Source organism: Hymenobacter roseosalivarius DSM 11622 (assembly GCF_900176135.1).
Lineage (GTDB): Bacteria > Bacteroidota > Bacteroidia > Cytophagales > Hymenobacteraceae > Hymenobacter > Hymenobacter roseosalivarius.
Genome location: NZ_FWWW01000055.1, coordinates 14,964 through 38,690, shown reverse-complemented (window position 1 = coordinate 38,690; position 23,727 = coordinate 14,964). Strand labels below are relative to the sequence as shown.

The window sequence follows — 23,727 nt, the reverse complement described above, 5'->3', positions numbered from 1 at the left end:
TAAGTAAGACATGAGTACAGAGAGGTGAGAAGTGAGACCCCGTTCCGCAACAATCACCGAGACAGAACGAAGTCTCACTTCTCACCTCTCCGTGCTCACTTCTAAAATAGAATGGCCCGAAGTGGAATGAATACCAGCGGCTCGACCCTTGATCCGGACGTGCCCAAGAAGAAATTAACGAAAGAAAGCTTCCGTCAGGGCCTGCGGATTTTCCGCTACGTTCTGCCCTACCGCACCAAATTCATCATTGGGATGGTGCTGCTGGCGTTGTCCAGCGCCACGGTGATGGCCTTCCCCTGGGTTATTGGCAAATTAACCGACGCGGCCAATGGCCGTCCGTTCGTGTTGCCGAATGGCGACGCGCTTACCATCGATTACATCGCGATAGGCCTTTTTGTAATCATTCTGTTTCAGGGAGTTTTCTCCTTTGGGCGTATCTGGTTTTTCACTCAGGTCAGTGAGTTCACCGTGCGTGATATCCGGCAGGCCTTGTATCGTAAGTTCGTAACGCTACCCATTCCTTACTTCGAGAAAAATCGCGTTGGCGCTATCACCTCGCGCATCACTTCCGATGTGGGCCAGATTCAGGACACCTTCTCGCTTACGCTAGCTGAGCTGTTTCGCCAAATCACGACCCTGATTGTAGGTACCGTGTTTATCATGATGGTGTCGGTGAAACTCTCGCTGTTCATGCTGGCGACATTTCCACCTATCGTGCTGCTGGCCATGTTTTTTGGACGAAAAATCCGGATACTGGCTAAGGCAACGCAGGATGAGCTAGCCAAAACCAACGTCATTGTGGAGGAAACGCTTCAGGGAATCAACACCGTGAAAGCGTTTACTAATGAGCAGTTTGAAACCAACCGCTACACTGCTTCGCTTACCAATACCGTACGGGCCGCCTTACGCAGCAACCGCTACCGCGGGGGCTTTGTGTCTTTTGTGATTGTTGGGCTGTTCGGGGGCATTATTCTGGTGCTGTGGCGGGCGGCTACGCTGGTAGCGGCGGGCCAGATGACGATTGGTGACCTGACGTCTTTCGCGCTCTATACCATCTTTATTGGCGCTTCAGTAGGTGGCTTGGGCGAACTGTACGGTAAGGTTCAAAGCACGCTGGGCGCTTCGGAGCGCATTCTTGAAATCCTCGACGAGCCGTCGGAGCCAACGCACCGGCCCCGCATGGCGGGCATTGCTCCCCTGCAAGTGCGTGGCGACATCGATTACCAAAATGTGGCCTTCAGCTACCCTACCCGCCCCGATCTGCCGGTGCTCAAGGATATCAGCTTCGATATTCAGGCGGGCGAAAAGATTGCGCTGGTGGGGCCGAGCGGCGCGGGCAAAAGTACCATCGTGCAGCTGCTCATGCAGTTTTATGAGCTGAGCGCGGGCAAAATCCTGATCGATGGTCGCGACGTGCGCCTGTTTGACCTCACGGAGCTGCGCGGCCATATCGGCATTGTACCCCAGGAAACCCTGCTTTTCGGCGGCTCCATTCGGGAGAACATCGCCTACGGCAAAACCGACGCTACTGACGCCGAAATCACGGAAGCCGCTCGCAAGGGCAATGCTTGGCAGTTCATTTCCTCCTTCCCCGAAGGGCTGGATACCGTGGTGGGCGAGCGGGGAATTAAGCTCTCGGGCGGACAGCGCCAGCGCGTAGCCATTGCGCGCGCCATCCTGAAAAACCCCGCCATTCTCATCCTCGACGAAGCCACTTCCTCCCTCGATTCGGAGTCGGAGAAGCTGGTACAGGATGCGATGGACGAGCTGATGAAGGACCGCACCAGCATTATCATCGCCCACCGTCTCAGCACTATCCGCAAAGCCGATAAGATTCTGGTGATTGATGGCGGCCGCATTGTGGAGCAAGGACGACACGAGGAGCTCTCAAATAGCGAAAATGGGCTGTATGCTAATTTGCTCAAGCTACAGTTTGAATTGAGTTAAAATGGCCTAGTTGCCGGACTCTTATCTACGACATTAGCATTTAGATTGAAATCTACGGGCTCTAAGCCTCATAGGTATACAACTTCTAACCTCTGCTCCGTTAGGCAGTTTTACCTACTTTTACTGCATTCAAACACCCATCAATTCCCTCCAATGACCAATTTTTTCAAGACTACCAGCACAGCTTTAGCCCTAAGCGCCCTGCTGCTGACCGGCCGCGCCGAAGCGCAGATCAACACGCCCCAGCCCAGCCCCCTAAGCACCGTCACGCAGCGCGTGGGCCTGACTGACATCACTATCACCTATTCGCGGCCCAGCCTGAAGGGGCGCGCCGCCCTGGGCGATAAGACGCCACTGGCACCTTTAGGCAAACGCTGGCGCACGGGTGCCAACGCCACCACTACGATCAAGTTTTCGGATGAGGTGGTGATGGAAGGCAAGAAGATTCCGGCCGGTGAATATGGCTTGTACAGCACGCCCGGCCCGAATTCGTGGGCGATGGTGCTAAATAAGAACACCAAGCAGGGCGCCAACGTGGACGGCTTCAAGGACGAGGACAACGTGGCTACGTTCACCGCCAAAACCTACAAGCTGCCCAGCAAGGTGGAAACCTTCACCATAAACTTCAGCGACCTGACGCCTGCCACGGCTAACGTGGACATGCAGTGGGAAAACACCGGCGCCAAGTTTCGCATCACGACCGAAGTTGACTCTAAAGTAATGGCCCAGATCAACGAGAAAGTGATCAGCGGAGCGGCCACCGCCACGCCCGCCGACTACGCCGCCGCCGCCGTGTACTACCTCGACAACGACAAGGACATGAAGCAGGCGCTGACCTGGATGCAGAAAGCCAACGAGAAAGACCCCAAGTTCTGGAATATGCACACGGAGGCTAAAATCCGCCTGAAAATGAAGGATTATAAGGGTGCCACTGCCGCTGCCGAGCAGTCGAAGAAGCTGGCGACGGAAGCCAAAAACATGGACTACGTCACAATGAACGACGAGCTGATTGCCAGCGCCAAGAAAGGCGGCGCTACTAAGTAAGTCCTCGTTTTTTGATTAAAAAGCCCCCCAGAATGGTTTCTGGGGGGCTTTTTTGTGTAATGGAGTCTCACCCCCAGCCCCCTCTCCTTCGGAGACGGGGAGCCAGACGCTGGGTCTGCGCCGCACTTCGGCTTCTCACCTCAGGCACGGCTATCATTGACCGAGGATAGGTAAGCTGCCAAAAGCAACCAGGTAGCGGTTACGGAGGCGGCAGCCGACGTAGCCCCGTAGCACGACTTGCATCTGGCTCCCCCTCTTTTCGGGAGAGGGGGCCGGGGGGTGAGGCCAATCGTTGTCCTACGGCAGCCAGCAGCATTACCAGAGCACACCCGATAATGTTGTACCACAGATAGGCAATGGTGGTGGTCTGAAAGAGGAGAAAAATTACCGCCTGCGTAACAATAGCGGCCCAGAAAACGGCGTTTCCCCCAATTTTCTTCATAAAAAAGGCTACCACGAAAATGCCCAGAATAGTGCCGTAAAACAGGGACCCGAGAATGTTGACTGCCTGAATCAGGTTCTCCAGCCGGGCAGCAAACAAAGCGAAGGCAATGCCAAGCACGCCCCATGTGATAGTAGCCCAACGCGAAACACTTACGTAATGCCGCTCATCGGAGCGGGGGCGGGCGGGTTTATACAAGTCGATGACGGTGGTGGAGGCCAGGGCGTTGAGGCCTGCGGCGGCACTGCTCATGGCAGCACTCAGCACCACGGCAATGAGCAGGCCAACCAAGCCGCGGGGCATATAGGCAAGCACAAAGGTCAGAAAAACGTAATCCGTGTCTTTGGCCTCGGCCAAAGGAGCCGCCTGCTTGAAAAACGCTTGGGCTTCGGTCCGAAGCTCCCGAATAGCTGTCTGGGCGGTTTTCAGTCGCATTTGGGCAACAGCCAGTTGAGTTGCATCATCTTGTTGAAGCGCTGCAACCACTTGTTCGGTGGCGGCGCGTTTCCCGTTGAAAAGCGTAACGTGGCGCTGCTCCAGCGCTTGAAGCTGGGGGGCAAATTTGGGCTGCGTGGCTATTTGCTCGCGTACAGGCCGGTTGAAGGTGAGCGGAGGCTGATTGAACTGGTAAAACACGAACAGCAGCACGCCAATCAGCAGGATTCCAAATTGCATGGGCACTTTCACTAGGCCATTCATCAGCAAACCCAGGCGACTTTCAGTGATGCTGCGGCCCGCTAGGTAGCGCTGCACCTGGCTTTGGTCGGTGCCAAAGTACGACAAGGCCAGAAAAAGCCCCCCGGTCATGCCCGTCCAAAAATTGTAGCGGTCGGAAGGGTCAAACGTGAAATCGATGAGGTTGAGCTTGCCTTGGTGACCGGCTACCTGCATGGCTTCGCTAAAGCCAACGCCGGGGGGCAAATAATGCACGAGAAGGTAGCCCGCCACCACCATGCCCGTGAAAATAACCGCCACCTGCCCCTGCTGGGTAACCGCCACCGCGCGGGTGCCGCCCGCCACGGTGTAGCTAATCATCAGCCCGCCAATTAGCCAAACGGTGAGGTTGATATTCCAGCCTAGAATAGCCGATAGCACCAACGCCGGCGCATACAGCGAGAGGCCGTTGCTCAGGCCGCGCTGCACCAGGAACAAGCACGCTGCCAGCGTCCGGGTGCGCCGGTCGAAGCGCGTTTCAAGGTATTCATAGGCCGTAAAAACCCGCAGCCGATGGTAGATGGGCACGGCCACGGCCGCTATGAGCACCATGGCCACCGGCAAACCGAAATAGAACTGAATAAAGCGCATCCCGTCGTCGTAGGCCTGTCCGGGCGTACTGAGAAATGTAATGGCGCTGGCCTGGGTAGCAATAATACTCAGCCCTATCCCCCACCAATTGGCCTGCCTGCCGCCCAGCAGGTAGCTGTCGAGGGTGCGGCCGGCGGCACGCGTGCGCCATGTGCCATAGCCTACAATAAAAAGCAGTGTGCCCCCGAGTACGAGCCAATCGAGTGCACTCACGCGAACCAATAGGTTAGAAGCGTGAACCCAAGCAGCTCGACCACTAGTGCGCTAATAACCAGTGCATACCAGCCCCGCCACGAAGTAAATAGCGGCGGTTTGTTTGTGTCGGCAAGCAGCGGAGCGGATGGCTCAGAGGTGGGGGGCATTTTTACTGGTGAAACGTTGGGCGGGAACAGTATAGTAAGGAGTGAGAAGGCAGCAGAAGGTTGCTTTTGTGGGCCTCAACCCCTGGCCCCTTCTCCGCGGGAGAAGGGGCCAGGGGTTGAGGCATTACTTACCCAACGAAATCATATTCGTCAGCAGCCGGTAGGCGCCGGGCACTCCGGCTGGCAGCTCTCTAAAGAACGACAGCCCCGTATAGATATAGTGACCTTTGCCATAGTCAGCCACCAGAATAGCACCGTCTTTGGGCGACTCGCCGGGGTCATTGCTGCTGATAATAGGCTGATACTTAGCATCCCACTGGCTCGGATAGTACAAGCCCTGCTCCTGCACCCAACCTTGAAAATCACGACTCGTGATTTTGTTCGGGGAGTTGAGTAGCGGATGCTGGGGCTTCAGGAAGCGTACTTCAGCGTTTTCTACCGTTACACGGTCGTTAGAAAGCTTAAATGGATACGGGCCAATTTCGGGCAGCACCGTACCGCGATTCACGGTGTATTGCACGATGAGGTTGCCGCCGCCCTGCACGTATTCGAGCAGCACGGGCTGCAAAAACCGTAGCCGGTCCACCGTATTGTAGGCGCGCACACCCAGTAGCACGGCATCGAAGCGGCGCAGGTTATCGGGCGTGAGGTCGGTTTCCTTGAGCGTCGTTACATGGTAGCCAATCTGGCGCAGCGCATCCGGCACTTCGTCGCCGGCACCCATGAGGTAGCCTATTTCATTGCCCTTACGCTTGAGGTCCAGCTTAATAAGCGGCGCGGCAGCTTCCGGGAAAAGCGTCTGAGTGGGAATATGGGTATACACAATCGGCTGATAGCCGCGCGCATACGTCTGCCCATCTACAGTGGCCACCGCGCGCAGCTGACCAGCGCTTTCGGTGGTGCCCGTAGGCCGCACCCGAAACTCCAGCGTTTGCTCCTGCTCCTTATTTTGTAAAGTAAACGGCAGGGAAGCAGGTTCAGCTACCCAGCCGGGGGGCAGATTCAGGGCGACGGTGCCGCGCAACCCGGCGCGCCCGGCTTTCACCGTAACGGGCACCAGCTTGGGCTGATTTTCAGCAAAAACATACGCTTTGCCTCCAATATTTACCGCCACCGGCGGCACCACCGTCAGCGGGCGGTACAGCTCGCCTTCCACCGGATCGGTACGCTTGTACTGCACGGGCACGGTATAGAAAATGGGAGTTCCTGCTATGTTCAATAAGCAGCCGACATAGGCGCTGGCGGGGTTTTCGGGCGTGCCAATAAGGTTTTGCCGATTGATTAGCAGTGCCGCAGGTTCTTTTTGCCCCCCACCCGACGACAGCCGCTGACCCGTAACGGGCCCAAGCAAGGCCGGAGCACCGCTTTCGGCCACCAGCAGCTTTTCCGGCACCGCGTACATTCCCACCGTACCCGGCAGGCGCAACCAGTAAGGCTGTGACGCCTCTACCTGCGAGCTAACCTGAAAGCGCAGCCGCACCCGACTCAGCTCGTTCACGGCCAGAGGCTTGTTTAAAGTAGTATCGCGCTGATAGGCAATCAGACCGGTACCGACCCACGTAACGGGCACCGCAGAGCGGTTAATGACTTCTACCGTCACTGTAATCGGTTGGCCAGGAGCGGCAGTAGCCTCGGCGGCCGTAGCCTCCAGGTATAATCCTAAACAGGCTTTTATCAGCTGTTCTACTTGCTCCTGCTTTTCCTTTTTCCAAAATCCATCATCCGGCGCCTTCAATAAAGCTTCGCGCACCTTCAACAAACTGGCTACGCTGGCGGCCGGATTGGCGGGGTCAAACTCCTTTATAGTCTGGCTTACCAGCTTGCCTACGGGCGCACCGCCTTTTATGCGGTTCCAGCTCAGATCAACATCTTCCAGAAAATCTTTTTGGGCCTTCTCTCCTTTCAGTGGCTCCAAGTATTCAATGGCTTCTCCCCGCGTGGCAGCCGAGCCGAAGCCCTGGCTTTTGTGCTGGGACCGGCTGGTTGCCGCAATTTCGCCGTAGCTTTTACCCAGCAAAGCGTTGTAGCTGCCCGCATCCACTACAATTTTACCGGTAGCGTCAAACTTCTGGCCTGGCTGAATAAAAAAAGAAGAAGTATTCCAGAATAGCCGCTTGGGCTGCCAGGCCTGCACATACTGCAACTGCTCCGGAAAACGCTTGGGGTCGCCGGCCGCATCGAAGGCGTCCATAGCCAGTTGGGCGCTGGCGGTATGGTGGCCGTGCGTGCCGCTGGGCTGGGGCGAAAAGCGCGTGATGAGCACATCGGGGCGGCGCTGCCGGATTACCCAGACCATATCGGCCAGTACCTGCTCCCGGTCCCAGATGGTAAAGGTTTCCTCCGGCGTTTTGGAGAAGCCAAAGTCGTTGGCGCGGGTAAAAAACTGCCGGCCTCCATCGGTGCGGCGGGCCGCCAGCAGCTCCTGCGTCCGAATGACGCCCAGCCCCTCCCGAATCTCCGGACCTACCAGATTTTGCCCCCCATCGCCGCGCGTGCAGCTCAGATATCCGGTTTCGAGTAGGCGGCCGTTGGCCAGGTAAGCAATCAGGCGGGTGTTTTCATCGTCTGGGTGAGCCGCAATGTAAAGTGCCGAGCCCAGCACATTTAGTTTGCGCAAGCCCAAGGCAATGTCGGCGGCTGAGTATGATTTAGGAGTTTGGGCTGAAGCCAGTAGCGGCAGAAACAGCAGAAGCAGCGCAGCGCGCGAAAAGACAAAGGTCATTTGGTGACAATTAGCAGCAGAAAGTCAAAGGTAGTTCATAAAAGAAGGGAGGCGAAATGCATAATTCTGCCTGCTTATATAACCACTGCTGAGAGCAAACTGCTTGGACTTTGTAGCACTTTAAATAGATTGACTAATTTTTAACACAATAATTATACAAAATAATATAACTTATTACCTACATTTGCGCGTACCAGGACTTAAAAACCAACTTCGCCTATATGAAATCTTTACATAATGCAGTAACGGCTTTAGGAGCCGTTTTTCTCTCGCTAGGCGTGCCGCAGGTAGCACAAGCTCAACTGCGTACGCCTATCATTGATGGTGTTTCTAGCCTTACCGAGTATGGTAATGAGTACGAGGCATCCAATCCCAGCGATTCCAATCGTGAATCGCTTTGGCGCGTGACCTGGGATGATGAATATCTGTATGTCGCTGTTGAGAAGGCAATTCTTACTGAGTCAGCTATCATTTATATCGATAGCGACCCACAGAGTACAGTAAATGCCGGGGGTGGTGCCCTGCGTGGCTTTGATTATGATGCTACAAATGGCAAGTTGCCTTTTCGGGCCGACGCGGCTGTTTTTGCCAACAGAAATACCCGTCAGTATAGCGTATTCCAAAGAGAACGAAACGAATGGGGCCCACAAAACGATTATACCCAAACACCTGGATTCTACGCTGACAAGGGATTTATTGACGAAGAGCAGCCAGAAAAAAAGCAGCCCGGTGAATACTACGTGCGGGAGTTTAAGGTGCGCTGGGCTGATATTAGCGTCACGGGTAAGCGTCCGGAGAACTTTAACTGGGTGGGGCACAATGGCTATGGCATTGATGGGCCCTTTATAGGAGATGAAGAATGTAACCTCCCCGGCAGAACATGTAAAAATCCTAATATCCGCGGTGGTATTTATGGTCAGGTACCACGGGAAAACCCCTTTGGTGAACGAGAGGGAGATTTTACCTGGAGCTATTATTTCACTGTCTTGAACTCATCAACAGGTTCGGACAACAGTGCATTTGGGCCGTCCCTGGGTCTTGCTACTTCCCGAGCTAGCTATCCACAATTATTCAGCTACACACATCTAAGCGGGGACGCAGCTAATTTTGGAGGCTTTCGGGCTTATGATTTCACGCTAAACGCGCCAGGAGTCACCATTACCCGTACTGGTCCAAATGGTACCGTAGAATGGAATATCCTAGGCAACCTGGTGGTGGGCGCTAACAGCACTCTTAATTTCGATCCTTCTATTGCTCCCCTCAATCTCTCTGGCGACATTATAATTGATCCGTCCGGATCGTTCTCCTTTCAGAACGCGGCAGGTCGCTTCCGGGTGGGCGGAGATATACTCTTCTCTACACCAACTTCCTTCCGAACCAGCGCAGAAGTAATCCTGACTGGCAACGGCGACCAAACTATTAGTGGTGGTAACTACCGGGCGTTAATTGCTGAAGGTGGTAGTGTAAAGACTATCACTAGCAACCTGACCGTTACAGAATCTTTGATTCTAAGCAGTGGCACGCTTGCTACTGGCAGTAATACAGTACGATTGGTACCAGGAGCCAGATTAACCGAAACGTCATCAGGCTATTTGCTGGGCAGAGTTTCAACCGCAACAGTTGCTCCTATAACGGCTTCTAACCCATCATCTGATTTTGGTGGAATTGGCTTAACGCTCACACGGGGCGGTAATGATGAGCCAGGTAGTGTAAATGTTCTGCGTATTACGGGTGGCAGAGGCCTTCTGCAGGGCGGAGTCAACCCCAATACGAACGTGACTATTGCCCGCCGTTTCTTAATAGACAACGGCTCCACCAATAACAGTGGCACAAGCGTCACGCTTACTTTCAATTACCGTGATTCCAACCCTAATGAATTAAATGGCAACCTCGAAGTCCAGAACCGTTTGAAGCTATACGAATCTGCTAACCTGTCCGACCCTACTGTTGGGCCGTATCAGCTAGTTACTGGTAATGTTTCGAATATAGTTAACGCAGACGCTAACACGCTAACGTTTATCGGTCAGCTAAGACTTAATCGTTTTTTTTCGCTTAGCTCTGACAACGCTCCCCTACCTGTAGAGCTGATTAGCTTCACGGGCAAAGCCGAAGGCAATAACGTACGCCTGAACTGGGCCACGGCCTCCGAACTCCAGAATAAAGGATTTGAAATAGAGCACCGCACCGACCTGAGCGAGTGGAAAAACATTGGCTTTGTAGTTGGTAATGGTACGACCAGCCAGCGTCATCTCTACACTTACCTCGACCGCTTAGCGGTAGCTGGCGGGAACAATTACTATCGTCTGCGCCAGATTGATCTGGATGGCAAGGCGGTGTACTCGCAGCCCGTTACGGTAAAGCTTGGCGGCAATGGTCCGGTGGCTTTCTCGGTGAGCCCCGTGCCTACCACCGACGTACTTACTCTCAATGGGTTGTCGGCTGGCAAGCATGTCGCTGAGATTTATAATGCTCGTGGTCAGCGGGTAATGCGCCAGGAGTTCAGTGACTCAGCACCTGCCACTCTGTCCGTGCGTGCACTGCCTGTTGGGGTGTATATGGTACGGGTGCTTGGTGCTAATCGGAGCACGCAAAATGCCCGCTTTATAAAGCAATAAATCTCTTTTTGCTTTCTTTTCCAGCTTCGGCGCAATGGCTTCCATTGCGCCGAAGCTTTTTTATAATTGCCCCCACCCGCCAATTTGGGAGCACGTCCACTTGTCTGAGCCTACTTTCGTTGCATGTCCGACACCCTGACCCTGCATCTGCAAGATCTTTATATCTATCCCGTTAAGTCGCTGGGGGGCATTCGTCTCCAAGAAGCGACCATTGAAGCCCGCGGCTTGCGCCACGACCGGCGCTGGCTGATCGTGAATGAGCACAACCAGTTCATGACGCAGCGTCAGACGTCTGGGATGGCCCTGCTCCAGGTGGCGCCGGCGCACAATGGCTTCTTAATCACGCACCGCACCCGCCCCGATTTATTGCCGCTGTTTGTGCCTTTTGAGGCCAGGCCCGAGCGTAGCTTATTTGTTACCATTTGGGATGATTTTGTATTTGCCTGGCGTGGTGAACTGGCAGCCGACGAGTGGCTTTCAAAGGCGCTTGGCTGCACTTGCCGCTTAGTGTATATGTCGGATATGGCTATGCGGTCCGTCGACCCTGCGCTTAATCCGGCAGACGCGGTAGTGAGCTTCGCCGACGCTTATCCGTTTTTGCTTGTCGGGCAAGGCTCATTGGATGAGTTGAACAGCCGCCTTACTGAGCCAGTGCCGATGAATCGTTTCAGACCCAACCTGGTGTTTAGTGGCGGACTGGCGCATGCCGAGGACGAGTGGCAGGAGTTCCGGATTGGCGAGCTGACCTTTCGGGCTGTAGCGGCTTGTGACCGATGTGTGGTAACGACCATCGATCAGATAACCGGCCAGAAGAACCCCGAAACGCTGCGTACGCTCGCCTCCTACCGCACACTGGGGGGTAAAGTTATGTTCGGCCAGAACGTTACGGGACCCGGCTATGGTCGGCTCCGGATTGGCGATGGACTGACAGTGGTTAGCTATAAATAGCAATTGCTTGCTCGCCCGTTTCTGATCTTATTATTGTAAAGTGCTAAAGACAGGGATGAGAGTGTAGATAAAATTATTAGGGTTGAGCTTATAAGAAGCATATATGGCTTGATATTAATTGCACTTAAACATGATTATTTGTTATATATAAATTTTTAAGCACAACATTATCTAGTTTGCAATCTATATTGCGTGGGTTACAACCTTAACAAATATTGCCTATATGAAATTTTTACCCAATGTATTAACAGCTTTAGGAGCTATTTTTTTCTCGCTGAGCGCTTCGCAGATGGCGCAGGCGCAGGCTCCTGTTATTGATGGGCAAATCACGCCAAATGAATACGGCAGTTCCTCTTATGTAACGGGCGAGCAAACGTGGTACATGTCGTGGGACGAGACCAACCTGTATGTTGCTACCACGTTTGCCGGGGTTGGCGAGGCTACAGTTATGTATTTTGACACGGACCCTGATCGATCAATGATCGTCAATAATGTCAATAATGCAGGTACAACAGAAGGATTTGGCAGGGGTGGTAGTGGCTACGATAATACCAGCGGTACTTTGCCTTTCAGTGCTGATGCGGTTGTATATGTTAAACCTGCTAACGGCTATCGCGAAGTTCGGAGATACAGCGCAGAGCTTGGTCGCTGGGCAGACGAGAAACCAGGGTTTGGCAGCATAGCAAACAACAGTAACAACGTTCGGGAATTCTCTATTCCCTGGTCAGAAATTAGTACTACTGGTTCCCGCCCAGCTAACTTCAATTGGTTTGGCTACGTTACGAATGGTAGTGGTTTTGTATATGCTCAGGTTCCCTATTTTAATCCAGGTAGAAGGCCTGATTCAAATGCCACTATTGGGACTGATGCTAATTTCGTTCGCTACTTCACTGTACTAAACACAGCCGCAGGAAGTAATACCAGAGCTTTTGGCCCAAACAATGTTGACAGCTATTCACACTCCGGCACCGGTGTGAATACTTTTGGGCCTATAACAGTTTATGACTTCACTTTAAACACGCCGGGAGCCTTAATCACTCGTGCCAGTACCAGTACTAATCCTAATCCGACTTGGAATATTCAGGGCAACCTTCGGGTGAATAGTGGTACACTTAACTTAGGCGATTCACCGGCTTCAGTTAGCGTAGCGAGCAACTTGGGAGTCTTCGACTCCGGTGTATTTCGCTATACAAATCAGGCAGGCACTTTACGAGTTGGCGGAAATCTGGAGTTTGATAATCCAGGATCTGTTGATATTGACGCGGCGGTCAACCTAACGGGCAATAACGACCAGACCATCAGTGGTGGTGATTATCGTTCGCTGACTATTCTTGGCAATGGCATTAAGACCCTGAGCAATAATGACCTCAATATCGAAACGGCGCTTGTTTTGAATGGGGGAACGCTGGTGACTGGTGCTCGCCAAGTGAATTTAGGAACAACTGGACGACTGACGGAAGACAATGGCTATCTGTTAGGCATGGTTACGTCTACCAAAACCATCCAGGGTCCGGGTAGCGCAACGTTTGGCGACATTGGGCTGACCATAACATCGCCTAATAGTGCCCCGCGCTTTCCGGGTACGGTGTTCGTTCAGCGCATCACCGGTGGCTTTGGTATAGACGCTCCCACCAGTGTTCCTACTGCTAACAAAACTATTCGTCGTCGCTTCTTTGTAAATGCTTCAAATGATAACCCAGTAGGTACTACAATAGCCTTCACCTATCGCGCGGGAAACCCAAATGAACGGGAAGGTAATAGTGCTTCTCAAAATCTGAAATTGTATCAATCGGCTGATCGAACCTTTGGTTATGCGCCAGTGACCACCGGCGAAAGCACTCACGATAATTCGAGCCGAACCGTAACATTCGTAGGGCAGCTTGTCCTTGATGGCTACTTCTCGCTCGCCGATGGTAACAACCCTCTCCCTGTCGAACTCATCAGCTTCACTGGCCAAGCTGAAAACAATGCCGTTCGTCTAAGTTGGGCCACAGCCTCCGAAAAGCAGAACAAAGGTTTTGAGATAGAGCGTCGCACCGACCAAAGTGAGTGGCAGACCCTGAGCTTCGTAGCCGGCAATGGCACGACCAATCAGCGCCACAACTACAGTTACCTCGACCGCTCGGCTGGTGCAGGCAATAACTATTATCGTCTGCGCCAGATTGACTTGGACGGCAAGTCGGTGTATTCACAGCCGGTTTCCGTACAAATGGGAGCGGTAGCTTTCACCCTGAGCCCCGTGCCCACCACCGACGTACTAACCCTCAACGGACTGGGAGCTGGTAAACACACGACTGAGATCTACAATGTCCGTGGCCAGCGCGTGTTAAGCCAGACGTTCTCGGACGAGACTGCTACCACGCTCACAGTGAGCACGCTGCCCGCGGGCGTCTATATGGTACGGGTACTTGGCCCGGATCGTGGTGTGCGCAAGGCGCGGTTTATCAAGCAATAACCGCTTGCTGTCACCGACTTTTGCGTCGGCGTTCTGGGCTTCCAGGGCGCCGACGCTTTTTTTAGCCTTTGCCCGCAGCTTTTGATATGGCTTTACCTGATAGAGGCTGCGCTGCGTAGTAGATTGTTATATCATTTTTATCAATCTCAAATGAATCTTGCCCCCGTTTTGAGCTTTCTGCGCGAGCTGGCCGTCAATAATAATAAGACCTGGATGGACGCCCATCGTGGAGAATACCAGCGGGCGCGGACCGAATTTACAGAGTTGATGCAGATGGCGCTACAAGGGTTGCAGCAGTTCGAGCCGGAATTGGCGGGCAATACCGCGGCAGCCAGTCAGTACCGGATCAACAAGAATGACCGGTTTCAGCAAAGCAATGAGCCCTATAAAAAACACATGGGCGCGGGCTTTGCCCGCGATGGGCGGCACTCACCCTGGGCAGGCTATTTCCTGGCGGTTGGCCCCAATGGCACCAGCTGGGTAGGAGCCGGCAAGTGGCGGCCCGAAACGCCGGCCGTGGCGCGCATCCGCCAGGAGATACACTACAATGCGCCGACGTTTCATGCGCTGCGTCAGCATTCAGATATGCTCCACTATTACCCCGACGGCTTGGAAGGCGACCGGCTTCAGCGCCCGCCCAAAGGCTACGACAAGAACGACCCCGACCTGGAATGGCTGAAGCTCAAGGACTTCTTTGTGTCGCGCTCTTTCACCGACGCGCAGGTGCTTAAGCCCAACTTCGCGCAGGAGATAGTAACGTCATTTAGGGCAGCCCAGCCGTTGGTAAACTTTCTGAATCAGGCGCTAATGGAAGGATAGGCTCCAAACTCACTTTCATACACACAAAAAAGCCCTCCAGAACAGTTCTGGGGGGCTTTTTTGTGTGTAGAGATGAGCATTTTAAAACAGACCAAACAACGTACTGTTGATGCGCTCGATGACGAGGCCAAGATCTTCGGGGTTGTTCACGTAGTCGAGGTTATTTACATCAATGATGAGCAGCTTGCCTTCCTTATAGCTCCCGATCCACTGTTCGTAGTGCTCGTTGAGGTGCTTGAGGTACTCGATTTTGATGTTGTTTTCGTAATCGCGGTTGCGGCGCTCAATCTGCTGGATAAGTTTGGACAAATCGGCGCGCAGATAAAGCAGCAAGTCCGGCGGATCGACCATGCTGATCATGGAGTCGAACAGGCCGCGATAGTTGTTGTAGTCACGCTCGGCCATCAGGCCCGACTGGTGCAGGTTGGTTGCAAATATATGGGCGTCCTCGTAGATCGTGCGGTCCTGAATGACGCCTTTATTCGCCGTCTGAATTTTTTTAATGCGCTGGGTCTGACGGAAGCGGCTATTCAGAAAATACACCTGGAGATGAAACGCCCAACGGGGCATATCATCATAGAAATCTTTGAGATAAGGATTATCATCTACGTCTTCCAGAAATACTTCCCAGTTGAAGTGATGCGCCAGCTTATTGGCCAGTGTGGTTTTGCCGGCTCCAATGTTTCCGACGATGGCGATGTGCATGAGCGAGGTGGGCAGCTAAAATGTGAGGCGCAAAAGTAGCGCATCGGCACCGAAGCCCACCTACTATCTGCCCCGAACCGCGTCAGCTTGCTCAAATAGCCGCTTAGCGGTTATCGATGATTTCTTTCACGTCGCGGGCTTTCTCCAGCGTGCGAAATTCGGCCTGCCACGACCGTACGCGCAGGCGCTCTTCGGTGGGCAGTTGAGTCCGTACTTCCTCGTAGCGTGCATTGAGGCGGGTCAGCACGGCGGAGGCTTCGCTCCACTCAGCGGCCGTCCAGCGGCGGCGCTGGTCGCGGGTAGTTTCCAGCAGCCGAGCGTAGAGGTCGGGCAACTCAGTGGCGCGGACACGCTTGATGTTTACGTTTTCGCCCAAGAGGCGGCCCTGGACTTGGGCGACTGTTTCGGGTTGGCGGGCGGTGCTATCGAGGCGCTGCTGCTCGGCAGACCAGGTTTGGTAGCGGGCTTTTTGGGCGGCGTACTCGCGGCGCGACTGCACCGACAAGCTATCGGTGGCGCGGTCGAGGCGGGCGCTTTGGCGGTCGTAGTCGGCCATCACGCTGGGCCACTCGCGGCGGGCACCTTCTTCAGCGCGCGTCACTTTCTCGCTGACCCAATCACTGAAACGGCGCAGGTCGCGCTCCACGGCAGAACCTGGCTTGGTAGCAGAAGCAGGCTCCTGCGTTTGTTGGGCGGCGGCAGTCCTCGGAGCGAACAGTAGGCTGGTGGCTCCGAAGAGAGTTGAAAGCAAAATATTTTTCATGGTAGCTAAGTAGAGAGTAGCGTAAAAACGCCCCCCAGGGGGCAATTTATTGCTGGCACAATACAATTTCCGTCCCAAAAAGCCCCCTGCTAGCAAGAAAGCACGTTTGTTATCCTAAAATTTGCGTTTTTGCAGCTTATGTCCGCCACCGATACCGCTTCCGTCAGCATTCAGCCGGCCACCCTGGCTGATATCCCGACTATTATTCAGCTGGCCGAAGCCACCTGGGAGCCTACTTACCGCTTCATTATCTCGAAGGAGCAAATCGACTACATGTACCGCGTCATTTATACGCCGGCCTCCTTGGAACGCCAGATGACTACCGAAGGACATGTGTTTTTGCTGTTGCGAACCGATGGGCACCCAGCCGGTTACGCCTCCTTTTCTCGTTTGCCGGCATCCACAGTAGGCGGCTTTAAGCTGCACAAAATCTACGTTTTGCCTTCCCAACAGGGCCAGCATCTGGGTCAGCAGATGGTGCTGGCCGTAGAAGAAGCTGTTCGCGCCGCCGGTGGCCACGCCCTGGAGCTGAATGTAAATCGCTATAACCCAGCCATTAGCTTCTACGAGCGGCAGGGTTTCCAGCAGCACCGGGAGGAAGATGTTGCCATCGGGCCGTACTGGATGAATGACTACGTGATGCGTAAGGAGCTGCGGTAAATAAGTACCCAGGGATGCGCCCATGCACGGAGGTGCAAGCGGCGGCGCAACGACATTACCTTAACTTGTTGGCAGTATTCAATCGTATAGCAGATGGTTTGCTAAGCCCAGGGCACCAACGGCGCATTGCTTCACCACCAGATAAAACTCATCAACCAACCAAAATATGGCTACTAAACTCACTGTCCTCAGCAACGGTTCTCTCCGCGTGGAGGGTGACATCGAACTCGTTGACGCCCAAGGCAATGCTTACGGCCTCGGCGGCCGCGAACGAATCAGCATTTGTCGCTGCGGGCTTTCCAGCAACAAGCCTTTCTGCGATGGCTCGCACAAAGGCCATTTCGAGCACGACGCTACTGCCTTCGATTTGCCCGCGCCCAAAGTGTAGAGCACAATCTATTACTAAAAAAGCCCCCCAGAGCAGTTCTGGGGGCTTTTTTTATGTAGAAATCAGGATAGGTCAGGTACTCATCTTATCGAGGAGGAGATTCCATGCTGTCGCAGATTGGACCACGGGTGACTTACGCGTCAGCCAGAAAGCTTACCAGATCCACGTACTCTTGGCGGGCGGCGTCCGGCGACTTGCCGCTGATGCCAGCCCAAGCGTCGTATTTGGCAATGGCTTTGAAATCGAAGCCGCCGGGCCGGTCGCCGGATATGTCGCCTTCGGTGGCTTGCTTATACAGGGCGTAGAGCTGGAGCAAAACCAGGTTTGAGGGTTTGGCAGGCAGCTGTTGAGCACGCTGAGCAGCGGCTTCAAACTCTTCGGTAGTGGCCATGAGGGTCTGGTTAGGAGGTCTAAGTGATAGTTATTGGCTAAGAGTTGCGAGTTACGGGTTTTCTGCTGCACCTTGCAAATAGCGCGGCTGTCCGATATGTATGAGGCAAGCCCGGATCAGCCCACTCATCACTACCAAACCCCTACCCCATGCGTCTTTTTACCGCGCTGCTGGGGGGCTTTTTGCTAAGCCTCTCTTCCGCTCACGCCCAAAAAACCTACGTGCACTGCGGTCGTCTGCTCGACGTACGTACTGGCCGCATTCAGCCCGAAATGACCATCGTAGTCGAGCAAGGCCGCGTGGCCGCCGTACAAAATGGCTACGCTACCGGCAGCGGCGCAGATAAAACGATTGATCTGAAGAATAAAACCGTGATGCCCGGCTTGCTGGATATGCATGTGCATCTAGAGCACCAGACCAGCAAAACCAACCAGCTCGACGAGTTCATCCAGAATCCCGCCGACGTGGCTTTTGCCTCCCTCGAATACGCTCGTAAAACCCTTATGGCGGGCTTTACTACCGTTCGCGACCTGGGCGGCTCGGGTGTGAACGTGGCGTTGCGCAACTCCATTAACCGCGGCCAGGTGGTCGGGCCACGCATCTTTACGGCCGCTAAGTCGCTCTCCGGCACGGGTGGCCACGCCGATCCTACCAACGGCTACCGCCAGGACCTGATGGGTAACCCCGGTCCGGCTGACGGAGTGGTAAACAGCCCCGACGAAGGCCGCCAGGCTGTGCGCCAGCAGTATAAAAACGGCGCCGACCTTATCAAAATAACCGCTACCGGCGGCGTGCTCAGCGTGGCCAAAGACGGCAGCAGCGCCCAGATGACCGAAGCCGAAATCCGGGCCATCGTGGAAACCGCCCACGACCTGGGTCTGAAAGTGGCCTGCCACGCCCACGGGGCCGAAGGCATGAAGCGCGCCATCCGGGCGGGCGTCACCAGCATTGAGCACGGCACCCTCATGGACGACGAGACGATGAAGCTGATGAAGAAAAACGGCACCTGGTACGTGCCCACCATTACGGCCGGCAAGTCGGTGGCCGACTCGGCCAAAATCGTGGGCTACTATCCGGCTCTGGTAACGCCCAAAGCCCAGAGCATCGGGCCGAAGCTGCAAGCCACGTTTGGGCGGGCCTACAAGGCGGGCGTCAAGATTGCCTTTGGCACGGATGCCGGCGTGTTTCGCCACGGGGCTAACGGGCTAGAGTTTGCTTACATGGTGGAGGCCGGAATGCCCCCCATCGAAGCATTGCGCGCCGCTACCGTCTACGCCGCCGACCTGCTGGGCCAGAGCGACCAGCTCGGCACTCTCGAAACCGGCAAGCTCGCCGACATCGTAGCCGTGGAGGGCGACCCATTACAGGATATTACTACCATGCAGCGCGTACGTTTCGTAATGAAGCAGGGCATAGTATTTAAGCAGGAATAGGCATGAAGCTTGCCTGGCTGATTCAGGCACTGAAAACCGAGGTTGAATCGGCTATAATGAGCTACTACCAGCACCCATTATGGTTGATTCAACCTCGGTTTTTTTTGCACTAAATTTATTTACTACCTTTTTTATCGCATGAAGATTTTTACGAAAGTGGCTACGCTATTGGCCATAGCTGCCGGGGTGCCTGCCCTGGCCCAAATCGAATTAAATACCCGGCCGCCCTCCCAACCATCCTCCCCGATGGCGCCCGCTGTGCGCGCCTATCCGGCGGCCGGGCCAAGCGCTCAGCCTACCAGCCTGAGCCGCTACCGCACTTCCTCGCTGGGCATCGACCTGGGCTGGGGCGGGCCGTACGGAGGCCTGGGCTTTTATTACGCCCGCATGATTGGAGCCGGCACGGATGTGAATGCGGGCGTTGGCTTGGGCATGGGGGGCAAAATTGGCGTTGGCGTGCGGCATTTTTTGAGCCCGGCCAAATCTCTCTCCCCCTACTTCGGTGCCAACCTGTCTCGCTCCGGGCGCGTCGATAATGTGCGGGTTGCTTTGAATGAAGGCATGCCCTCGCAGGAAGAAGTCTACTATAATCTGTCGCCGAGCGGCGTGCTGAACCTGCGCTCCGGTCTGCGCTGGCAGCCGGGCCGCGTTGGGCTTATTGGCACCTTGGGCTACGGCGCGCGCTTCACCGGCGACCCCATCACGTACACCAACGGCCAGCGGCCCTCCCGGCAAATGCAGGACCTGGTAAATGCCGTCAGCCCCGGCGGCCTGGAAATTTCCTTAGGCATGAGCATTGGCTTAGGACAATAAATAGTCAGCAGTTTCATGAAAAAGCCCCCCGCAATACGTTGCGGGGGGCTTTTTCATAGGTGAATTTACTCCGGCCGCGGCCGGCCCAGCATCAGTCGCAAATTCAGCCGCACGATGTCGCCCATGGTGCGGCAGCGGTTAAACTGGGTAGTACGGTGGTGCTGATTCAACTCCTGCTGCAAAATCGTTGTCTTTTCGGGTGTCGATAGCTCGTCGGGGCGCATGCAGTCCAACAGGTCCTTGAGGCGGTAGCGCTCGGCGCGGGCGCGGCGGGCCATGAGCGTGCGCTCTTCGGTTTGGTACTGACGGATACTTTCGCCCGTGAGCAGCTTGCTGCATAGCTGCACCACGGCCCGGTTATCCTTGAAAAACTGGGGCAGATACATGGTCTTTTTGCCCTCGTAGCTCTGCTGATCGAAGTCGATGGCCCGTACGCGGTACTGTTCGTCCTCGAAGTCGGGCGTCACGTCAATCACGTAGTTGTAGGCGCGCATATCGCCCAACAGGCGGGCAAAGCAGCGCTCATTAAACTTGACAAACTCCTTCGCGATGCGAACCTGATTGAGGTGCGGCCGCTGCAAATGGTCACGAATGAAATCGTCGCCGGGAATGCCGGCAATGTGTTCCTCAATGAGCGAATCGCCACAGACCAGATAATTGATGCTGTTGGGCGACAAAATATGCTCCAGCTCCAGCCCATACACCCGCGAGGCGTCGGCGCGCTTCACGTAGAAATAGTCATAGTTGTCATTGAACTGATTGACGATACGCACCCGAAACGGATTAGAATTACCGAACCGGCAGTAGTCGATTCTATCCGTGAGCAGATGTTCGCTGAAGGAAAGGTCGCCATCGGTTTTCAGCAGCGCATACACTTCCGTTAGCCCCGCCGCTAGCTCCTGCAAAGCGGAAGGCTCGTAGAAAACCGTTTCCCACAGTGTATCGCGGCCGTTGCGATCCAACAGCGGAAAGGCGGCACTAAAGCGCGTCAGGTCTTTATAGGTGACAGGCAAGCGGGTTTCGCGGTCGTATTGATGCAGGTAGTGCCGCAGCGGCTCACCGATGGAGTAGTAAATTTTCTTCTTAGATATCTTGGTCATGGGCAGGGCGGAGACAAGGTAGGTTATCCAAAGGCGAAAGGCGGTCATGCTGAGCAGCGCGAAGCATCTCGCATGTTTAATTAGAATGGCAATCAGCCGTCAGCCCGCGAGATGCTTCGCGCTGCTCAGCACGACGTTCTTTTTTACCTAACCATTTTTTGATCTGCTACTCCGAAAAATACCGAACTTCGCGGCATCCTTCTATTTGGGCTTTTCACTGCCGTTATGAAAAAACTCTTTATCACGCTTACGCTGGTGCTGGTGTTGCCGGTGTTATCCAATGGCTGGGGCTTTTTTGCCCACAAAACCATTGCTCAGGTAGCCGTGTATGCTTTGCCCAAAACCATGCAGGCCTTCTACTTTCGCCACCTGGATGAAATAGTAAAGAAGTCGGTGGCACCCGATGAGCGCCGCGAAGCCGACCCGGCCGAGGCCCCGCGCCACTTCATCGACATAGACCACTTCGGCGACGACCCGTTTGGTGCCATGCCCAAGGCCTGGGATGAAGCTACCGCCAAATATACCGCCGACACCCTGCGCAAGTACGGCACGGTGCCGTGGACGGTACTGGAGGTAAAGGAGAAGCTGACGGAGGCTTTTCGCCAGCGCGACACTACCGCCATCATCGCCCTCTCCGCCGACCTTTGCCACTACATTGCCGACGCCCATGTGCCCCTGCACACTACCGTGAACTATGACGGCCAACTCAGCGGCCAGACGGGCATGCACAGCCTCTGGGAATCGAAGCTGCCGGAGCGCCACATTGCCAAGTACAAGCTGGATAGCAAGCCCGCTAAATACATCAAGGACCCACAGGCGGCCATCTGGGCGGTGGTGCAGGAGTCATATGGCTTTCTGGGGGCCACATTCGATCTGGAAGAAGTCGTAACCCGCAACTTCACCCCCGAAACCAAATACACTTTCTCGCACCGTTACGGCAAAACACGCCGCTCCTACTCCGATGCCTTCGCTGATGCTTACCACGACAAAGTAGGCGGCATGGTAGCGTATCGGCTTAAGCAAGCCCCGACGGCCGTAGCCTCCATGTGGCTCACCGCCTGGCAGGATGCCGGCCGCCCCGACCTCAACGCGCTCATGAGCCGCAAGCCCGGCAAGGAGGAGAAAGCCAGGCTTGCCGCCGAGCTAAAGCTTTGGGACAAGAACGAGCTGGTGCCGCAGAATATGCTGCTGGCCATGCAAAAGGAAAAGACGGTAGAGCGCGCCGACGAAATTAACTCTGCTGACCAAACGCCTACGACAGCACCCGCTGAAGCTGCCCCGGCTCCTACCGTCGTGCCGGCCCCGGAGCCAGCCTCTATGCCCGTTGCTCCCAAAAAAGTAAAGACCAAAGTAAAAACAGAGGCCGGCAATGCGAAGCAAAAAGCCAAAGCCAAAGCCAAAAAAGCGGACGACGGCTGGTAAAATTGCCCCCATTGCTACTTTTATTAGGTAATTCTACTTCCCTCAATGGCCTCTTAAAGCGGGTTGTTGGGGGAAGTTTTTTTAGCCCAATTTGGTAAGCGAAGTTAATTTCTACGATCAAAATACGGGCAGTAATTACTTGAATACTGTTAAAGTCAGCTGGTTAGCACCAAGAAATTCATTTTCATATAGTTGAGCTTCAATTGTTTATAAGGAACTAAGGACAGACTGAGCCGTAAGGTTAAGTAGGCTTTGTCGGGCTTTTGGGCTGGGCGGGGTACACTATTCTTTCACTTCACTCCATCTTTCACCACACTACCGCTATGATCTTACGCTATGATCGGCTGGCCGTTGAGTTGCCAAAGCCCAAGAATCCTTCGCCCAACGATGCCGCCGCCGTGCAGGAGCTGCTGGGGGGCAAATTCGGGGAGATGTCGACCCTGATGAACTACACGTTTCAGTCGTTCAACTTCCGGGGCCGCGACCGGCTCCGCCCCTTCTACGACCTCACCTGCTCAATTGCGGCCGAAGAGTATAGCCACATCGAGGCCGTATCTTACGCTATAAATCTGCTCCTAACCGGCACCACGGTTCGCGGTAAAGATCCGGTGCCCGCGCCACTCAAAGACGCCACCGACGCCCGCAACACGTATCATTTCATCGCCAGCGGCCAAACAGCCCTGCCCGTCGACTCCATGGGCAACCCCTGGACGGGAGCCAACGTGTTCAGCAGCGGCAACCTGAAGCTGGATTTGCTGCATAACTTCTTCTTGGAGTGTGGTGCCCGCGCCAACAAAATGCGAGTGTACGAAATGGTATCGGACCCTTGCGCCCGCACCATGATTGGCTACCTGCTAGTGCGTGGTGGTCTGCACGTAGTGGCTTATGCGAAAGCCCTTGAAAAGCTGACCGGCGTGGAAGTAACCAAGCTGGTGCCCGTGCCCGAGCTCAGCAACGACGCTTTCCCCGAAGCCAAAAAGCTACAGGATCAGCAGAAGCTCCACCTCAAGCTCTATACCTTCAGCCCCGACGATTATAAGCAGGCTGGTATTATCTGGACTGGTAATCACCCCGAGGATGGTCAGCCGCTGGAGGTAATTCAGGGTGGTTTCCAAGGTGTGCCGTATCCGAAGTTGGAAGAAGAGCCCCAGCTCAACTCGCCCGGCGCCGACGACTACGACCCCGATATGTTCAAGGACATCGCCAAGAAAATGGGGATGAAAATGTAGTAGCCCGCATTTAGCGCCAGCTACTTAGATTTGGGTGTTGCCTTCTTCCGGGAGGGCAACACCCTTTTTTATAGTGAGATGTAGTGCGCAAATCAGTTCCGCGTCGAGCCATAGGCGATAATTCGGTACCGCGCCACCGCGTTGTTTCTTGCGTTGCTCGACGC

At 54.7% G+C, this 23,727-nt stretch carries 18 protein-coding genes; 12 read left to right on the top strand and 6 right to left on the bottom strand.

Translation table 11 applies throughout. The annotated features are described in order from the left end of the window. Window positions 1–111: 111 nt before the first annotated feature. Both B9A24_RS07380 and B9A24_RS07375 read left to right on the top strand, forming a co-directional pair. Window positions 112–1,947, top strand: coding sequence for an ABC transporter ATP-binding protein (locus B9A24_RS07380; protein ID WP_084444536.1), 1,836 nt, complete (start codon window positions 112–114; stop codon window positions 1,945–1,947). A gap of 153 nt (window positions 1,948–2,100) precedes the next feature. Next, window positions 2,101–2,991, top strand: coding sequence for a DUF2911 domain-containing protein (locus tag B9A24_RS07375; protein WP_084444535.1), 891 nt, complete (start codon window positions 2,101–2,103; stop codon window positions 2,989–2,991). A 199-nt stretch (window positions 2,992–3,190) separates the two neighbouring features. On the opposite strand, the gene B9A24_RS07370 is transcribed toward B9A24_RS07375, so the two are convergent. Continuing rightward, a complete protein-coding gene (locus B9A24_RS07370; RefSeq protein WP_084444640.1) occupies window positions 3,191–4,951 on the bottom strand; it encodes a sodium:solute symporter family protein in 1,761 nt (586 codons plus the stop codon). A 273-nt stretch (window positions 4,952–5,224) separates the two neighbouring features. Continuing rightward, window positions 5,225–7,822, bottom strand: a complete 2,598-nt coding sequence (locus B9A24_RS07365) for a PIG-L family deacetylase (protein WP_084444534.1) — start codon at window positions 7,820–7,822, stop codon at window positions 5,225–5,227. 221 nt (window positions 7,823–8,043) lie between these two features. Between B9A24_RS07365 and B9A24_RS07360 the strand changes: the two genes are divergently transcribed. From B9A24_RS07360 to B9A24_RS07345, 4 genes are all read left to right on the top strand, one after another. Beyond that, a complete protein-coding gene (locus tag B9A24_RS07360; RefSeq protein WP_084444533.1) occupies window positions 8,044–10,437 on the top strand; it encodes a T9SS type A sorting domain-containing protein in 2,394 nt (797 codons plus the stop codon). Between the two features lie 123 nt (window positions 10,438–10,560). After that, window positions 10,561–11,385 carry an MOSC domain-containing protein gene (locus B9A24_RS07355; protein ID WP_084444532.1) on the top strand — a complete coding sequence of 275 codons (825 nt, stop codon included), beginning with the start codon at window positions 10,561–10,563 and terminating at the stop codon, window positions 11,383–11,385. 223 nt (window positions 11,386–11,608) lie between these two features. Then, window positions 11,609–13,840, top strand: coding sequence for a T9SS type A sorting domain-containing protein (locus B9A24_RS07350; RefSeq protein ID WP_084444531.1), 2,232 nt, complete (start codon window positions 11,609–11,611; stop codon window positions 13,838–13,840). A 150-nt stretch (window positions 13,841–13,990) separates the two neighbouring features. Beyond that, a complete protein-coding gene (locus B9A24_RS07345) occupies window positions 13,991–14,659 on the top strand; it encodes a DUF2461 domain-containing protein (protein ID WP_084444530.1) in 669 nt (222 codons plus the stop codon). A gap of 81 nt (window positions 14,660–14,740) precedes the next feature. Here the strand turns inward: B9A24_RS07345 and B9A24_RS07340 are convergent, their stop codons facing one another. Next, the gene (locus tag B9A24_RS07340; protein WP_084444529.1) at window positions 14,741–15,364 is read right to left on the bottom strand and encodes a deoxynucleoside kinase; all 624 of its coding nucleotides are present in this window, start codon (window positions 15,362–15,364) and stop codon (window positions 14,741–14,743) included. Between the two features lie 103 nt (window positions 15,365–15,467). Further along, window positions 15,468–16,127, bottom strand: coding sequence for a hypothetical protein (locus B9A24_RS07335; protein ID WP_084444528.1), 660 nt, complete (start codon window positions 16,125–16,127; stop codon window positions 15,468–15,470). Window positions 16,128–16,265: 138 nt separating this feature from the next. Here B9A24_RS07335 and B9A24_RS07330 point away from each other — a divergent pair, with 138 nt between their 5' ends. Then, window positions 16,266–16,787 carry a GNAT family N-acetyltransferase gene (locus tag B9A24_RS07330; RefSeq protein WP_084444527.1) on the top strand — a complete coding sequence of 174 codons (522 nt, stop codon included), beginning with the start codon at window positions 16,266–16,268 and terminating at the stop codon, window positions 16,785–16,787. 166 nt (window positions 16,788–16,953) lie between these two features. Continuing rightward, window positions 16,954–17,175: a CDGSH iron-sulfur domain-containing protein gene (locus B9A24_RS07325; RefSeq protein WP_084444526.1), complete on the top strand. Its 222-nt coding sequence runs from the start codon at window positions 16,954–16,956 to the stop codon at window positions 17,173–17,175. Window positions 17,176–17,308: 133 nt separating this feature from the next. On the opposite strand, the gene B9A24_RS07320 is transcribed toward B9A24_RS07325, so the two are convergent. Further along, the gene (locus B9A24_RS07320; protein ID WP_084444525.1) at window positions 17,309–17,566 is read right to left on the bottom strand and encodes an acyl-CoA-binding protein; all 258 of its coding nucleotides are present in this window, start codon (window positions 17,564–17,566) and stop codon (window positions 17,309–17,311) included. 149 nt (window positions 17,567–17,715) lie between these two features. Between B9A24_RS07320 and B9A24_RS07315 the strand changes: the two genes are divergently transcribed. Further along, complete coding sequence (locus B9A24_RS07315; protein ID WP_084444524.1) at window positions 17,716–18,999, top strand: amidohydrolase family protein; 1,284 nt, start codon at window positions 17,716–17,718, stop codon at window positions 18,997–18,999. 138 nt (window positions 19,000–19,137) lie between these two features. Then, complete coding sequence (locus B9A24_RS07310) at window positions 19,138–19,812, top strand: hypothetical protein (RefSeq protein WP_084444523.1); 675 nt, start codon at window positions 19,138–19,140, stop codon at window positions 19,810–19,812. Window positions 19,813–19,877: 65 nt separating this feature from the next. On the opposite strand, the gene B9A24_RS07305 is transcribed toward B9A24_RS07310, so the two are convergent. Next, on the bottom strand, window positions 19,878–20,912 hold the full coding sequence (locus B9A24_RS07305) for a hypothetical protein (protein ID WP_084444639.1): 1,035 nt from the start codon (window positions 20,910–20,912) through the stop codon (window positions 19,878–19,880). Window positions 20,913–21,137: 225 nt separating this feature from the next. Here B9A24_RS07305 and B9A24_RS07300 point away from each other — a divergent pair, with 225 nt between their 5' ends. Both B9A24_RS07300 and B9A24_RS07295 read left to right on the top strand, forming a co-directional pair. Next, window positions 21,138–22,334, top strand: a complete 1,197-nt coding sequence (locus B9A24_RS07300) for a zinc dependent phospholipase C family protein (protein ID WP_084444522.1) — start codon at window positions 21,138–21,140, stop codon at window positions 22,332–22,334. A 323-nt stretch (window positions 22,335–22,657) separates the two neighbouring features. Continuing rightward, window positions 22,658–23,563, top strand: a complete 906-nt coding sequence (locus tag B9A24_RS07295) for a manganese catalase family protein (RefSeq protein WP_084444521.1) — start codon at window positions 22,658–22,660, stop codon at window positions 23,561–23,563. Window positions 23,564–23,727 lie beyond the last annotated feature (164 nt).